Origin of the sequence: Nostoc sp., from assembly GCF_036918245.1 — a bacterium.
In the GTDB taxonomy this organism is placed as follows: Bacteria; Cyanobacteriota; Cyanobacteriia; order Cyanobacteriales; family Nostocaceae; genus Nostoc.
Genome location: NZ_JBALEF010000042.1, coordinates 34,502 through 49,782 on the forward strand (window position 1 = coordinate 34,502; position 15,281 = coordinate 49,782).

Consider the following 15,281-nt stretch of genomic DNA (forward strand, 5'->3'; position numbering starts at 1 on the left):
AACTATCCACTAATTGGGAGATTAGCTAATTTATGATCGCGTAAATTTTTTGCTAAGGATGCTGGGTCAAGACCATTATCTTGATAAGCTTGGATAGCAAGTTTTCTCCATTCCAAGTTAGCTTCGCCAGGAAAACTACGTTTTAGTTCACGTACTACAGTAATTGCTTTTTCAGCCCAGGTTTGAAAATCCTGCTGATTCCAATAACATACATCTTGTGTATGATTTTCTGCACCACTAGTGATACTTTTACAAGGTGTAACCACAACAGGTATGATTTCTGATTCTTTGCGAAGTAACGGAATATTCTTTTTAATCCAGTTAGGATGTGAAGCGGCTTGTCTAACTTTATTTGCTCCTAGCGGATTTCCATTATTATCAGTTGAATGGTCTTCAAATACAATACAAAAGTCATCATCAGCAATCCACCAGGGATCTGGATCAGCATCTCCGTTTGAATTTCGAGCTTCATAACCCAATAAACGCCCTAATCTTTCATGCCCATTTTCAAATGCTTTGGAGTCTTCCTGAGTATCTTTCACTCTCTGGAGATTCTCAAGAATTGCTTTTAGCTCTGCTTCAAACTTTTTATCGTTGAAATTGCCATATAGTGACAATTGTGATTCTAGTGCTTCAATTACAGAAGTCAGTCTCAATTTATCAGCTTGATTTTCTTGATTTTCTTCTAAATTCAACCTAGAGAGTTGATAGAGCCAACTAACTCCTTCAGTAGTAGAAGCAGCACGCTTAAAGAAATTCCGTGCTACTCCTTCCATAGAAGCTACACCACGTTTTGCCGCTATCCAAGCTGCACTTCCAGCAAGGTAGTACCAAAAGGCTCTATATCCTTTAACATCATCTCCACTAAGCGAACTTAATACAGAACTACATTCTTGAACTGCCTGTTCAAAATTGCCGCTCCAAAGTGCGTTTTGATATCTAACTTCATGAGCAACAGATGCCTGTAATTTTTCTATGCCTGGAAGTTGAAATTGTTCTAATTTGTCTCTCAAATCTATAATATCTTTTTCTGCTACATTCCATTCTTCTTTATGTTTTAAAAAAATTTGCAAGTTTTCAATAAATTCAGATATGTTAACATCTTTAGATTGGTCAATTCCATACTGTATCTCAGCTTGAATTTCTGGATGTAAAAATTTTCTTTTATCCTTATCTAGTAAATAATTATTTAATTCTTCTCCAAGCACTATTACCGCCGCATAGTCATTATCTGCTCTTGTACAACGACCTACTGCCTGAACAATTCTAGTTAATACACGGTCATTAAAAAGAATACTTGCTGGCATTCGTGTCACAAGGAATTTTTCCTGAAGATTTATTGCTTTTTGCAGTCCTTTTACTATTAAAAGACGACATTCATTACCTCCCAAATCAATACCATCATATCGGTTTGCAACTATAGCTACCGCTTTTGACTCAGATATAAAAGGCTGCTTTGACTTCTCAATTTCACGAGCATTAAATATTTTATAATTAGTTGCTATAGATATCTGTTCTACAAGTTTCTTTGCAGTAGAATCATTCGGTACAAGGACGAGAGTTCTTGGTGTTTCTTTGATCATATCTATAGTAAGATTGAGTGCAGCTTCTTCATTAAGAGACCTTTCTGGAAAAAAGAAAAAGCGACGACCAATGCCCTGTTGATCCCAGCCATCTGGAACTGGTAAACGAACTATTTTTTCTGTACCTGCAAGCCTTTCTAGTTCTCCTCCTTCTCCTAATGTAGCAGACATATATATGCGTTGTTTACGAGTAGAAAATGGTTGATGAGTACGAGTAGGTGGTAAAATAGGACGAATTAATATAGAGTTATAGCTGCTGTAAATATGGCATGAAAATAAGTGATCTTTTAAAACAGACCAAGAATATTGTAAGTCTTCTATATCGTTAATATGTGTATCTAGTATGGTAGTTATTTCTTCAAGTCTTTTATACAGAAATGGAGTAGGTATTTTTTCAACCCATTGAATATCTCCTAAATCTGGAGAGTCAGACATCAACCTGGAGTAGTGTGCATCTAGAACAATCCCATGCATAGCCGAAACTAAAGCTTTAAAGAGAGTGCTATGTTTGGAATTATTTCGCTCAATTGAAAGAGACCAATATTTTGCTATGTAATTTTCAGCAGAATGGGCATCATCAAGAATTATTATATCAGCGTTTTTAAAGAAAGTATTTGTGTTGAAAAAACCACTATAAGTAGTTACAGCAATAGTTTCAGCGTTAGTATATTCACCCTTGATATTAGGATAATAATTAGCCTGTTTACCTGTAAAAGCATTTGCTTTTATCCCACAAATAGTTAATGATTGTTCAACTACCTGATTCACAAGCTGAACAGTAGGGCAAAGATACACTACTTTTTCATTAAAACGACAACGCCGCCATTCTCCAATTAAAAGCCCCACTACTGTCTTACCACTGCCTGTTGGAAGTTGTAGGGCAATATCTGGTAAATTGAGAGTTTCTGGCTGACAGTATTTTCTAACTATGTCAGCTTGGTGAGAAATCAAACCTTTAGATTGTTTATTTTTAATATCTCGGAAAAGTGCTTCAGGGGTTTCGGCAGAGGTGTGAGAATGACTAACTTTTTTGAGTGCCATGTTTTTAAAATGCTAAGTATCTGCTTATTACACTGTTGTAACATAAAAGATAAGGAGCATTAGTAATCGTAGAGTGGGTTAGGCACACTAGCTAATTCATATAACGAATCTGACTTTCAATTTGTGCGATTATCATAGGGTTATTTCTCCTGTTATGCTTTTTTGCACCAAATTGCTTTTTTCAACAACCACCAAACAGCATCATGTATTTTTAGCGATAGGTTAGGCTACGCGATCGCACCGCTATAATTCTAGTTTACTGGCTTTTTTAGGGTAAATTTTTATCTTGACTGGGAGTATCAAAACCCACATTCTGCACCCCCAAAGGTGAAAAAAGACTCCCAACAGAAGAAACGGGGGATTGCCAATTTAATTAAATCAACCTAACGAGGAAGACGAAATCCCCAAAAAGCTGTTACTTAATAACTAGTGACTTTTTGCCAAACATGATTTTGATAGCAGACAAATTGTAATGAATACAGCTAATTTCCCGTGGCTGACGACGATTATTCTGTTGCCAATAGCCGCGTCGCTACTTCTTCCCATCATCCCTGACAAAGAAGGCAAAACAGTGCGCTGGTACTCCCTCATCGTAGGGCTGATAGATTTTGCACTAATTGTTTACGCTTTTTATACTGGGTATGATTTCTCCAATCCAGATTTACAGTTGGTGGAAAGCTACCCCTGGGTACCACAATTGGGTTTGAATTGGTCTGTAGGGGCAGATGGCTTGTCCATGCCCCTAATTATTTTGACTGGATTCATTACCACGCTGGCGATTTTAGCAGCTTGGCCTGTCACCTTCAAGCCCAAGCTATTTTACTTCTTGATTTTGGCAATGTATGGCGGTCAGATTGCCGTGTTCGCTGTCCAGGATATGCTGTTATTTTTCCTGGTGTGGGAACTGGAACTAGTACCGATATACTTTCTGCTGTCGATTTGGGGAGGCAAAAGGCGGCAATATGCAGCGACTAAATTTATTTTATACACCGCTGGCGGTTCGCTGTTTATTTTGCTGTCTGCCCTGACAATGGGATTTTACGGCGATACGGTGACATTCGATATGCGATCGCTCGCCTTAAAAGATTTCGCCCTGAATTTCCAACTTGCCGTCTATGCTGGCTTCCTGATTGCTTACGCCGTCAAGTTGCCGATTATTCCCTTGCACACCTGGCTACCTGATGCCCACGGTGAAGCTACAGCCCCTGTACACATGTTATTGGCAGGTATTCTCCTGAAAATGGGCGGTTACGCCTTAGTTCGGATGAATGCCCAAATGCTCCCCGATGCCCACGCTTATTTTGCACCAGTGTTCGTAGTTTTGGGGGTAGTTAATATCATCTACGCTGCCTTGACATCCTTTGCCCAGCGCAACCTGAAGCGAAAAATTGCCTACTCCTCAATTTCTCACATGGGCTTTGTGATGATTGGTATTGCCTCCTTCACCGATTTAGGATTGAGTGGGGCAGTATTGCAAATGGTTTCTCACGGGTTAATTGGGGCGAGTTTGTTCTTCCTGGTTGGCGCAACTTACGATCGCACACACACCCTGATGTTGGATGAAATGGGTGGTGTCGCTAAGAGAATGCCGAAGATTTTCGCCATGTTCACCACCTGTTCAATGGCTTCTTTGGCATTGCCAGGGATGAGCGGTTTCGTGGCAGAATTGATGGTATTTGTGGGCTTTGCTACTAGCGATGCTTATAGCTCTACCTTCAAAGTTATCGTGGTATTCTTGATGGCAGTGGGAGTGATTTTAACTCCGATTTATCTGCTGTCGATGTTGCGAGAAATTTTCTACGGAGAAGAGAATAAGGAATTAGTTTCTCACCAAGCTTTGATAGATGCCGAACCCCGTGAAGTATTTATCATTGCTTGTTTGTTAATTCCAATTATTGGTATTGGTTTCTATCCAAAATTGCTGACTCAGATGTACGACGCTACAACTGTACAATTGACAGCAAGATTGCGTGATTCCGTGCCGACATTAGCACAACAAAAAGATGATGCACTAAAGGTTTCTTTGAGTGCGCCGGAAATTGGTAATTAAGTTGCGATCGCTAGTTTAGTTTAAATATTGATTACTTTGAGGGCGGGTTTTCTACCTGCCCTTTTTGTTACTCACTCGAAACTTTTAATTCAGTAAAGTAAAAAATAAATCATCGAACTGAGTAAAAAAATTCTGTATGGGGTAAGTGATACCATTTATTTTTGAGGCTGCACTAAATTTTCTTTCTTTGTGTCCTTCTCAGCGAGTATTGGGATAATTGTAACTGTAATTTCTTGGTCGCCATTCGCGGTTTGAATCACAGAGAATTGCAAGGCTAATTGCTGGTTTATCAAAGCGGTCAAATATGCGAAAGTTGTAGGTAAACATCCGCTTGGTAAAGTTGTCTTCTTTTTGTGCCTGAATTTCAACATGGATTAATAACCAAAGTTCTTCTCCTTGGATTTGCCAATCTTTGACTAGTTGATGGCATATCTCTTACCCTGTTCAGCTTCACGAGCTATTTGTTGAAATTCTTTATCTATAAATTCATAAGGACGTTCCCAATCAATTAATGCAGAAGTTTCTGGAAAAAAGAAATGCATTGCTTGGGGAAAATAAGCTTCTATAATTTCTTTCCAAGGGCTATCAAAATCATTGCGATCGCTAATATTCGTCATGTCATTTTTCATTTGCCCAGAGTAGCATCAAATTATGGATAGAGTAGCAGTATTTACAGTGACTACTTTAGAATTTTGCTTAATTGGAATCTCAACCCAAAATTCTGCTCCTTTTCCTGGTTCCGAAATACACCAAATAGCTCCGTTGTGTTTTTCTATGACAATTTGAGCGCTAATTGCTAGTCCTAATCCAGTGCCTTTACCTGCCGTTTTTGTGGAAAAGAAAGGGTCAAATAATCGTTGTTTAACTACTTCGGTCATACCAGGGCCATTATCTGCAATTTTTACAGTTATACGATCAAAGTCACGTAACTGAGTACGAATTACAATCTGGCTGGGTTTAGCTTCTATCTCCTCAAGAGTTCGCTGACTGTTATAACTATCCAGAGCGTCAATTGCATTACTGATGAGATTCATAAACACCTGATTTAGTTGTCCGGCATAGCACTCTACTAATGGAATATCACCATATTCCTTGACTATTTCAATTCCGGCATTTCCAGGCGTTTGTTTGAAGCGATTTTGTAAAATCAGTAGTGTGCTATCAATACCTTCATGAATGTTGACAGGCTTCATATCTGCTTCGTCAAGTCGAGAAAAATTCCGCAAGGATAGAACTATTTCACGAATGCGATTAACTCCCATTTTCATTGAAATTAATATTTTAGGTAAATCCTCAGCCATAAAGTCAAGGTCGATCGCTTCTATATGAGCTTCTACTTCAGGTGTTGAATCAGCATTAGACTGTTGATAAAGTTCTACCAGTTCCAACAAGCCCAGCGTATACTCACTTACATGGGTCAAATTGCCGTAGATAAAGTTAACTGGGTTATTGATTTCGTGAGCTACTCCAGCCACTAATTGACCTAAACTCGACATTTTTTCGGTCTGAATCAGTTGGGCTTGGGTTTCTTTGAGATTGTGTAGAACTTGGTTGAGTTGTTCTGCCTGAATAGTAGCAGCAGCAGTAGCAGCGCGGCTTTGATTATACAATTGGGCTTGGTCAATAGCGATCGCTAACTGGTCAGCCACACCTCGAATGATTTCCACCTCATCATCACTCCAGGGGCGAAGCGCTCTACTATGTTCGCAGACAATCACACCCAAGCGATCCGACTGAGTTTGAACTGGAACTGTTAGTAGCGACTTAAAGCCCAATGTCACCAGTAAATTCCGACTCTTGAAATCAAGCCAGGAATCTGTCGCAATGTCATCAAAGCAAAGCAAATTCCCCTGCATAACAGCCTCACTCAGGGCTTCCACATTCTGGATAGGAGAACAGCCTAAAGGTTCTGTTAAATCGGGAGCGCAAGCTTGCTGACTCAGTTCCAAGCTAGTGGATTCATCTTCTTGATGACACCAAAAAAATTGGCATCGATCGATCTGTAACAATTCCCGAACTTCAACTACTACTGTACTCAAAATCGTATTTAGATCCAGCGAGTTGCGAATTTGACTAGATAGACGAGTTTTAAGAATTTTCTCCTGCTCAACTAGCTTTAGCAATTCAACTTCAGATTGCCTTAACTCTAGCTGGGCCATATTACGATTGACACTAGCAAGAGCTAGTAGCCAAGAACCAATGCCAATTAATCCTACTAACCCAGCATATAGCAGTAGCAATTGACTCAAAAATTGGTTTGATTTGGTCGTCAAATTCTCTGGCGACACCCATGAAACAATCTTCCAGTGATAAGATTTAGTATCAATTTGATTTTGGCTTGGTGCAAAAGCTTGTCCTGCTCCCGTACTAGATTTTTGCCCTTCCACAAGTGGATAGACTGTGGTAAAAGTGAACATTCCCTCAGCAGTTTGGAATTGTCCCGATTCTTGTTGAGAAATCTGCTGCCATGCTTGGGGAAAAGCTGTGCCAAAAGTGCGGTTTTTGCGATCGGGAAACATAAATCCCCATTCATCCTCAGGCTTCGCCCCTTTTAACCAGTAGCCATCAGCATTCAGTAGCATTCCCTGGCTAGAAGCGTTAGCGAAAGCTTGATTAAAATTGTCGAGCAGTTTTGCGCCGAAATAATTTAACACCACAATGCCTCGTTTGTGTCCACGGCTATCAAAAACGGGAGTGCCAAAGCGGATCATTGGCTTCAAGGGTTGTTCAACCTGACCTCGTTCGATGTTGAGGTCAAGGGGAGAGACAAATACTTGTCCTTGGTTTAGGCGGAAAGTGTCATTAAACCAGTAGCGCTTGGCTTGAACTTGCAGTTTTTCTTCGGGGACAATCCCTGGTTCACCCTGGTTAAAGTTGACTCTGACAATTTCTTTACCTGATTGATCCAAAAAGCGAATTTGGTCGTAAAGTTTTTTATATCCAGAAAATAATAAAAATTCTTGGGAAAGTGCTTGTTGTTGTCTATCTACTCCCTCCAAAATTCTTTGTAGCTCGTTTTGTTTAGAGATAACTATCAAATCTGAGACAACCGAGTGAAAGTCTCCGCTGATTACTTTAGTTTGTAAATCTACCTTCCTGAGTTCATTGGTTTTTAATATAACTTTCTCAGTTTGTTCCTGTTGGTAGTAGATAGTCCCTACAACACTTCCAGCTAAGACTGACAATGGTAAAAAAACCATTAGGAAGTTTTTGATTAAAACTCGAACTCGTGAATGGATGTGTGGTGACATATCTGATACTTAAGTAAAACTCCAAAATAGGGCTAAAAATCAACTAAGTTCCAGCTGCGCCACATTTTCTGAGTCAAGGTTAAGAGAAGACTTTTTCTCTTGGTAGGTATAGGTAATCAGTCCAGCTACCAAATTCACCATGAAATTGAATACTTTGCGACTTCTGGAATGTTCTATTTGAACAATGTTCCGCCCTTTTTTGCTATTGTCAGTTAGACACTCTGGTAGTCAGTACCGAAAATACACGAATTTAATGGAAAGATTTTACACTTATAAATATTTAATTACTGAGAAGAAAGACACAAAGCGATGTCTACGCTAAAAATGGCTTTTCATTCTTGCGCTGCGATCGCACATCAATAGATTACCTACAATCTATCTAGAATCAGATTTGGCAAAACCGCTCATGTTAAACTACAATCCACTCCATTGTTTGCCATCTTCCGAAGAATTACCCGACTCAGATGATACCGCTGTGGATAATGAACTCCAAAATTTAATTCCCGGCTTGCTAAAAACGATCCTGGCTTTGGTTTGGTGCGATCATTGGGATTGGTTTTTTGGTGTTGATATGGGTATTTATTATCACCCAGATAAACCAGCTATTGTCCCTGATGGGTTTCTCAGCTTAGGAGTTAAACGCTTCATTGATGAGGACTTACGCCTAAGTTATGTGCTGTGGGAAGAAAAGAAACTGCCAATTTTAGCGCTAGAAATTGTTTCTCAAATATATCGGGAAGAATACAGCACCAAGAAAGAATTCTATGCCAAAGAATTAGGAATTTTGTACTACGTTGTATATAGTCCTCTTCGGCGTAAAAAGACACCTTTGGAAGTGTATTGCCTAGTTGATGGGGAATATATCTTAATGTCAGGAAATCCTGTTTGGCTACCAGAAATTGGTTTAGGAATTGGGCGAGAACGGGGAATTTATCAAGGTATAGTGCGGGAGTGGCTGTACTGGTATGACGAAGAAGGGCAAAGATTGCTGACACCAGAAGAACGCATCAGGGAAGCTGAAGAACGTACAGCTTTTGAAGAACAGCAACGTGTCGCAGCAGAACAACAAGTGAAGATGTTAATTGAAAGGTTGAATGCACTTGGTGTTGATCCAGAAACTTTGTCATAGATTCACCAAATTTTGTAATTTTCGCGACCTTAATGTTAATTAGCTTGTTGCTTAGGGAATTATATCTATAAAGTAACTCATAGCTTGACGATACAAATCGTAAAAGCGGGTTGCTCAATAAATATATTTACCAAAACCTTCATCAAAAATATGGAAGTTAAATTAGGATTTGGAGCAGTCCCAAGACCTCAATATATATTTGTCAAAAAAGACAATGATCACTGCTGGTATATGCTATCCGACGAGAAAAAACAAATCCCAATTTATGACAGAGCCTTGACTGGAGTGATAACAGGAATAGAAGTCGATAAAAAAGTTGAAAATACATTTGGCCCAGATGAAAAAATAAATCTGTATATCCTAGCAGATAAACCTTATATTATCCAATCAGGAAATGATACTTACTTTTCTAAAAGTTTATTGTTGTCTTTGGATGCCCTTACTTCTGAACAACTACGTAATCCACTGACGATCGCTGTTAGCCCAGGAGATAGTAATGTAGTTTTTTGTAATATTTACGATCCAGTCACTTATCGCTCTATAGGTGTTAGTTGGGATAGACATAAGGAAATTGACTGGCAAACTCTAGGGCAAAAAGTAAGTTTAAAAATTAACTGTATTCAAAATTCAAATCAAGAGCCGATACAAATATCTGCTAATACAACGACATCAGAACTTAATCCAGTTCTGATAGCTCAAAGTGACACATATTTAGCCCAATTAAATTGGACACCAGAACAGGGAAGGGAGTATTTGCAGCAGAAATATGGCAAGCGATCGCGTCTACAACTTACTGATACAGAAATTCTAGACTTCATTGATTACCTAAAGCTACAACTAACCCAAAACTGCCCAACTTAGCTGCTGTTGTATTAGTGTGCGATAACTGCGATTGCCCTTTTGCTACATCCAGATGCTAGGCTGGGATAATTGCGATCGCAAAATTAGAGTTAAATAAAAGTACCTGATATTAAAATACTTGCATGAACTCAAGGGTTGATTTGTTGACTCGCATTACTCAAATTCCTGGTCAGTGTGGTGGTCGTCCTTGTATTCGAGGCATGAGAATCCGTGTGAGTGACATTTTAGAAATGTTGGCTGAGAATGTCAGTGTTTCTGAGATTTTAGAGGATTTTACCGATCTCGAACTCGAAGATATCCAAGCCTGTTTATTGTTCGCAGCACGGCGAAGATAACTGCTTTAATTTTCATTGCCAATCATCTCTACAAGATTACGACTAATATTTTAGCGTCAAGCTGAGTGCGTAGGCGTAGCCCGTCGTAGACATCGCTTGTTTGCTGCACTGAGGTTATTGTTAAAGACATCCAATTTAGTATTGTATTAGGTTGACTTCGCCTCAGACGCTGGATAAGCTTTGTGTGCTTCTGCATAAATCTTTAATGCTACAGCCATCTGCTGTTCGGCAGTCTCTCCCTGCTTTTGGAACCAAGCAAAAGTTTCAGGATCTACCTTAACTGTTATTGTTACAGGTGACTTGGGCATTCGCAATTGTGCTTTAGCAAAAAATTCTTCTGACAAGGGTGGAATATCTGAGGTGTCGATGTCTTCGTCACTCATTGCATCGACTCTAACCCAATCGGTTCTTGAGGTATTGTTCATAGCGTTTTCGTTCGTGAGACAGTGCCTTTCTTAATGAGATGAGCCGAACCATTTCTTCACCAGGCTCGGTGTAAATAACTACTACGATTCGTCCATCAAGTAGTCCAATACCGAGATACCGATCCTCTCCATAGTTTTCTCGTTCATCTAGGTAGACAAGCATGGGTAGATTAAAGATGCGGAAAGCATCAGCAAAGTCGAAACCATGCTTTGTGATGTTGCTTTGGTTTTTACGCTCATCCCACTCAAACTTCATGGACTCAATATACCAGTGATACCGGGAAAATCAACTGCTTTAATTTTCATCGCCAATCATCTCTACAAGATTGCGACTGATTATTCTAGCGTCAAGTGGAGTGCGTAGGCGTAGCCCGTCGTAGACATCGCTTGTCCATTGCATTGAGATTTTTGTTGAAGATAAGGGCGATCATACTAAATCAAAAAAAAATATATATTGAGTTTATTTACGTTAATTTATAGTGATAGCCGAGCATAATTGTTACCTAATTCGTCGCATACACTATTGATTCAAGCTAGTGTAATAATGCTCAGAATTCGTGGTTAGACGGTGTGAGATTTTCACTCAAAGAGGCTAGCTTGATTAATATCTAAATTTTACAAGCATCGAGTCGAGGATTCTCATGGCAAGTGAAAAATTATCCGCAGCACAAGCAAACTTGAAAATAACTCTGTGGAATGCAGAAGCAGGGGCAATTAAAAGCACTGACTTTTACGAATACCTGCAAGACATGGGTTTACCTGAAGAAGTTGTAACAAGATTACATGAGCTTGTTAGCCAAACCATAAAGATCGGTAAAAAAGTTATTGCAATTGGTAAAGTATTGCTGTTCAAAATTGTCGAGTTTGTTAAGACGCATCCTTTTCTGGTTGCAGGTGCTGGGATCGCTGCTGTTGTGAGTGCAGTCATCTACAACTGGATTGTTTCAATTCCGTGGTTGGGGCATTTCTTAGAGCCTGTAGCCAGAGCCTTGGGAATTGGTATTGTGCTTACTGGGGCAGTTATTGGACATGTGCTAGACAAGCAATTCAAAGGTGTAGCTCAAAATATTGTTGAAGTTGCTAGTGAGTTTTTTAAACTTCTAGCTGATGTTCTGAACGCACTTTCTCATGAACTAGCCTTTTCCTAATTATATTTAATATGCACTGTTTGGAGCTTTTATGACAGAAAATAAGCGCAGCAAAGAAGATATGCTAAAAGCTATTGAGCGCCTAGAGAATAACCCTGGTGATCGGCTCACCTTCCTAACAGACATTGGAGCCATTGGCGTTGGTGCTGTGGGTGCAGGTGCGGCTGCATTCGCATTCGGTGGAACAACAGCCTCTATTCTGTTTGGATTAGTAACCATACCAGTAGCCGCTCCAGTGGCGATTGTTGCTGGGGCTGCGGTATTGGGTGGAGCAGCTATTTTTGGTGCTAAACGGTTTCTGATAGACGGAACCCATCATGAAGGTAAACGAGAAGAAATGCTTAGACAGTTGAGAGATCAACTGCGAGAAATTGAAATAAAGGAAAGACAATCTAAGATTAGTGAAAAGGACAAAACTCACCTATACAGCTTCTTGAAAGAACCATTAAAACTTGATTTGATTAGTGCTGAAGATGCTCAACAAATTATAAAGCTTGTAGAAACAGGCAAAATGTCAATAAGTGATGCCTATAAGGCTGTAGGAGAAATCGTATCCGAAGCGAGAGGACTACCACCTAGCACCTGATAAGAATAGAAAGATGAGCCAAGAAAACATTACGTTTCGGATAGATAGTGATAAAAAGGCTGCACTTGATGCGATCGCAATTCATTGCAACTGCGATCACAGCTACATACTTAATGAAGCGGTAGCTACTTATCTAGAGATGTATCAGTGGCAAACTGAGGAAATTCAAAAGGGGATTGCTGAAGCGAATACTGGAGACTTTGCTAGTGATGAAGAAGTAAAAGCGACTTTTGCAAGACTCACAAATGCATATTAAGTGGCTGCGTAGTGCGCTTCATTCCACACAGTCACAAATAAACTTATCAAATATCGCTTGCTTCCGGTAGCCAGTCTTCATCCAACACTAACTCTAAAGAATATGGGCACTCTTCTGGAAACACGGATAAAAGTATCCCTGTTTGCTTGGCTGCTTGACGACGTGCCCTTTGATAGCTTTCCTCAAGCTGCTCTGTAGGATAGCTCTTAAGACTAGGACTATCTTCTATGGCTAACTCAATTTGGGTGCGAGAATCGGTGATGGAATCGAGCCAACTATCTGAGCGACGCTGGGGTTGATATTGCCACTTCAGCAAATGCAAAAGTAAGCGAGTTAGTTGACTGGCAATACTTCGCCGTTCACTTTTGCCCAAGCCTTCAACCTCTTCAATCAGATGTTCTACATCAACTTCATGCCAGCGATGCGATCGCAATAGTTGGGTTGTCTGTTCAATCCACAAATTAAAATCTGCTTTATAAGCTGCACTCATAGCCGTTCTCGATCAGCCGCATAGCTTAAGCAAGCCAAAATATCCTCTTGTGTCAAATAAGGAAAGTCATCAAGCACTTCCTCGTAGGTCATGCCAGAGGCAAGATAAGATAAAACATCGTATACAGTAATTCGCATTCCTCGAATACAAGGCTTACCACCTCGTTTTCCTGGTTCGATTGTAATAATGTTTTGGTACTGCACAGCTATTCAAACCTTAAAAATCTTCATCATCAACAAAAAATTCCGCATCGTCTTCCAATCGAGAATTACCTTGCCCAATACCAGCAAGTCCCCAGAGGGGTTGCAGCAGTGCCATGCCAATTAACCCTACACAGGCACTAAAAGCTAGCACTAAACCCATTGGTATCTGAATCGATTGAAATGTTAAGAATTTTAACGATACAGGTGTGGCATTTTGGACTGAAATAATTGCGATCGCGATTACCCAAACCGCTACAACTAGAGATGTCAAAAAAGGAGCGATTTTCATAGTTTGATTGAAGTGAGGAATTAGGAGTTAGGAGCTATATTTTGATCAAAATTAGAAATCAGGAGTTAAGAATTGTTAATTTACAACTCTTAACTCCTAATTCATAACTCTTAACTCTTACTTCCTAACTCTGACAGATTAAACTGCTACTGCCTCTAGTTTAGCAATGGCACTCTCTAACTCTTGGGCGATTTGGGTGAGTTTTTCGGGAGTGTTGGTTTCTAGGTAGACGCGTACCAGTGGTTCTGTACCGGAAGGACGTAGTAAAACCCAGCTACCTTCTTCTAAATAGAGCTTAATACCGTCTTTACGCCCCACTTCCTTGACTTTAATTCCTGCTACCTCTGTAGGTGGATTTTTAGTAAAGGAGTCGATGACGGCGGTTTTGTGCGCCTCTATGAGGTGCAAGTCTAGGCGGTTGTTGTAAAGTGGGCCATCGGCTTCAGCGATCGCTTCTTTAACAAGTTGACTTAGCGGTTTGCCTTCATAAGCGATCGCTTCTGCCACCAGCATATCGGCTAAAACCCCGTCTTTTTCGGGAATATGCCCGATAATACTCAAACCGCCTGATTCTTCTCCACCGATTAATACAGCAGTTTCCCGCATTTTTTCGCCGATGTATTTAAAACCAACTGCTGTTTCGTAAATTTGCAGCCCATTTTTAGCAGCGAAATTATCCAGCAGGTGGGTTGTAGCGACAGTGCGGACTATCGCGCCAGTTTTACCTTTGTTTTTGATTAAATGACGTGCTAGAAGTAGCAGCACAGTATTCGGAGTGAGGACGGTTCCTTGTTCATCAACGATACCAAAGCGATCGCTATCTCCATCCGTTGCCAAGCCCAAATCAGCTTGATCGCGAACTACTGCTTCCACTAACTCAACTAACTGTTCTCCTTTGGGTTCTGGCATTCCACCCCCAAATAAAACATCTCTCCAATCATGGAAACTTTCTAATTGAACGCCACTATGTTGCAAAACTTCATCTAAATAGCCGCGAGAGGTAGAATACAAAGCATCGTACTTCACCTTTAAATTAGCGCTTTTGATCTTTTCTACATCAAGTAGAGTGTAGATAAATTGCAGGTAATCTGGTTTGGGATCGAAAATTGAAATTGAACCTGATGGGTTGCTCCCAGGCAATTCATCCGATGCACCTTCTATATTTGCCACAATAGTATCAGTAATCTCTGGAGTGGCAGGCCCAGCATAATCGGGTATATATTTAATTCCACAGTAAGGTGCTGGATTATGGCTAGCAGTAAACATTAACGCCCCAGCGGAATTTAGGTGACGGGCGTTGTAGGCAATTACTGGTGTGGGGCAATCCCGATCGGTAATTTTCACAGTCCAACCCAAGTCTGCTAGTACTTGAGCCGCTGTTTGGGCAAACTGGTCAGCTAAAAAGCGAGTATCGTAGGCAATAAGTACTGGTCTATCTTTTGTGTAGGCTGTTTCTAAGTAAGTGGCGATTGCCCTTGTTACTTTCCGCACATTTGGAAAAGTAAAGTCATCGGCAATAATCCCTCGCCATCCATCGGTACCAAATTTTATCTTGCTAGACATTTTTGCCACTTGCTCCGGTACATTATCAGTACTATAAAAGCTTCCCGCAAAGCGTGTGTAGCAGCAAGTAT

15 protein-coding genes and 2 pseudogenes are annotated in these 15,281 nt (G+C 40.2%); 7 read left to right on the forward strand and 10 right to left on the reverse strand.

What is annotated here, in order from left to right:
• Nucleotides 1–2: 2 nt before the first annotated feature.
• On the reverse strand, nucleotides 3–2,624 hold the full coding sequence (locus V7L12_RS09625; protein ID WP_335084113.1) for a DEAD/DEAH box helicase: 2,622 nt from the start codon (nucleotides 2,622–2,624) through the stop codon (nucleotides 3–5).
• Nucleotides 2,625–3,096: 472 nt separating this feature from the next.
• On the opposite strand from V7L12_RS09625, the gene V7L12_RS09630 reads away from it, so the two are divergent.
• The gene (locus V7L12_RS09630; RefSeq protein WP_335084114.1) at nucleotides 3,097–4,674 is read left to right on the forward strand and encodes an NAD(P)H-quinone oxidoreductase subunit 4; all 1,578 of its coding nucleotides are present in this window, start codon (nucleotides 3,097–3,099) and stop codon (nucleotides 4,672–4,674) included.
• A 201-nt stretch (nucleotides 4,675–4,875) separates the two neighbouring features.
• On the opposite strand, the pseudogene V7L12_RS09635 reads toward V7L12_RS09630, so the two are convergent.
• The 3 genes and pseudogenes from V7L12_RS09635 to V7L12_RS33160 all read right to left on the reverse strand — a co-directional run.
• Nucleotides 4,876–5,291, reverse strand: a pseudogene (locus V7L12_RS09635) (hypothetical protein); the annotation flags it as partial.
• Between the two features lie 27 nt (nucleotides 5,292–5,318).
• Complete coding sequence (locus V7L12_RS09640) at nucleotides 5,319–7,874, reverse strand: ATP-binding protein (RefSeq protein WP_335084115.1); 2,556 nt, start codon at nucleotides 7,872–7,874, stop codon at nucleotides 5,319–5,321.
• Nucleotides 7,875–7,964: 90 nt separating this feature from the next.
• Nucleotides 7,965–8,117: pseudogene (locus V7L12_RS33160) on the reverse strand (IS982 family transposase); the annotation flags it as partial.
• 214 nt (nucleotides 8,118–8,331) lie between these two features.
• On the opposite strand from V7L12_RS33160, the gene V7L12_RS09645 reads away from it, so the two are divergent.
• The 3 genes from V7L12_RS09645 to V7L12_RS09655 all read left to right on the forward strand — a co-directional run bounded on the left by V7L12_RS09645 (nucleotide 8,332) and on the right by V7L12_RS09655 (nucleotide 10,250).
• On the forward strand, nucleotides 8,332–9,054 hold the full coding sequence (locus V7L12_RS09645) for a Uma2 family endonuclease (RefSeq protein WP_335084116.1): 723 nt from the start codon (nucleotides 8,332–8,334) through the stop codon (nucleotides 9,052–9,054).
• A 150-nt stretch (nucleotides 9,055–9,204) separates the two neighbouring features.
• On the forward strand, nucleotides 9,205–9,915 hold the full coding sequence (locus V7L12_RS09650) for a hypothetical protein (RefSeq protein WP_335084117.1): 711 nt from the start codon (nucleotides 9,205–9,207) through the stop codon (nucleotides 9,913–9,915).
• Nucleotides 9,916–10,037: 122 nt separating this feature from the next.
• Nucleotides 10,038–10,250 (forward strand): DUF433 domain-containing protein, encoded by a 213-nt coding sequence (locus V7L12_RS09655; RefSeq protein WP_335084118.1) that lies wholly within the window; start codon nucleotides 10,038–10,040, stop codon nucleotides 10,248–10,250.
• 146 nt (nucleotides 10,251–10,396) lie between these two features.
• On the opposite strand, the gene V7L12_RS09660 is transcribed toward V7L12_RS09655, so the two are convergent.
• Entirely contained in the window at nucleotides 10,397–10,633 is a 237-nt protein-coding gene (locus tag V7L12_RS09660; RefSeq protein WP_335084119.1) for a hypothetical protein, read from the reverse strand.
• A 10-nt stretch (nucleotides 10,634–10,643) separates the two neighbouring features.
• Nucleotides 10,644–10,931 carry a BrnT family toxin gene (locus tag V7L12_RS09665; protein ID WP_335084120.1) on the reverse strand — a complete coding sequence of 96 codons (288 nt, stop codon included), beginning with the start codon at nucleotides 10,929–10,931 and terminating at the stop codon, nucleotides 10,644–10,646.
• Between the two features lie 385 nt (nucleotides 10,932–11,316).
• On the opposite strand from V7L12_RS09665, the gene V7L12_RS09670 reads away from it, so the two are divergent.
• Genes V7L12_RS09670 through V7L12_RS09680 form a run of 3 tightly spaced genes read left to right on the forward strand, consistent with a single transcriptional unit; the run spans nucleotide 11,317 to nucleotide 12,665 of the window.
• Nucleotides 11,317–11,823, forward strand: coding sequence for a hypothetical protein (locus V7L12_RS09670; protein WP_335084121.1), 507 nt, complete (start codon nucleotides 11,317–11,319; stop codon nucleotides 11,821–11,823).
• A 31-nt stretch (nucleotides 11,824–11,854) separates the two neighbouring features.
• The gene (locus V7L12_RS09675) at nucleotides 11,855–12,409 is read left to right on the forward strand and encodes a hypothetical protein (protein WP_335084122.1); all 555 of its coding nucleotides are present in this window, start codon (nucleotides 11,855–11,857) and stop codon (nucleotides 12,407–12,409) included.
• A 13-nt stretch (nucleotides 12,410–12,422) separates the two neighbouring features.
• Nucleotides 12,423–12,665: a CopG family ribbon-helix-helix protein gene (locus V7L12_RS09680; protein ID WP_335084123.1), complete on the forward strand. Its 243-nt coding sequence runs from the start codon at nucleotides 12,423–12,425 to the stop codon at nucleotides 12,663–12,665.
• A gap of 46 nt (nucleotides 12,666–12,711) precedes the next feature.
• On the opposite strand, the gene V7L12_RS09685 is transcribed toward V7L12_RS09680, so the two are convergent.
• The 4 genes from V7L12_RS09685 to V7L12_RS09700 form a co-directional block, all read right to left on the reverse strand.
• The gene (locus tag V7L12_RS09685) at nucleotides 12,712–13,155 is read right to left on the reverse strand and encodes a DUF29 domain-containing protein (RefSeq protein WP_335084124.1); all 444 of its coding nucleotides are present in this window, start codon (nucleotides 13,153–13,155) and stop codon (nucleotides 12,712–12,714) included.
• Nucleotides 13,152–13,358: a DUF433 domain-containing protein gene (locus V7L12_RS09690; RefSeq protein ID WP_322687809.1), complete on the reverse strand. Its 207-nt coding sequence runs from the start codon at nucleotides 13,356–13,358 to the stop codon at nucleotides 13,152–13,154. Before V7L12_RS09690 ends, V7L12_RS09685 begins: the two co-directional genes overlap by 4 nt.
• A gap of 13 nt (nucleotides 13,359–13,371) precedes the next feature.
• A complete protein-coding gene (locus V7L12_RS09695; RefSeq protein ID WP_335084125.1) occupies nucleotides 13,372–13,647 on the reverse strand; it encodes a LapA family protein in 276 nt (91 codons plus the stop codon).
• Between the two features lie 138 nt (nucleotides 13,648–13,785).
• The gene (locus tag V7L12_RS09700) at nucleotides 13,786–15,210 is read right to left on the reverse strand and encodes a phosphoglucomutase/phosphomannomutase family protein (protein WP_335084126.1); all 1,425 of its coding nucleotides are present in this window, start codon (nucleotides 15,208–15,210) and stop codon (nucleotides 13,786–13,788) included.
• Nucleotides 15,211–15,281: the final 71 nt, after the last annotated feature.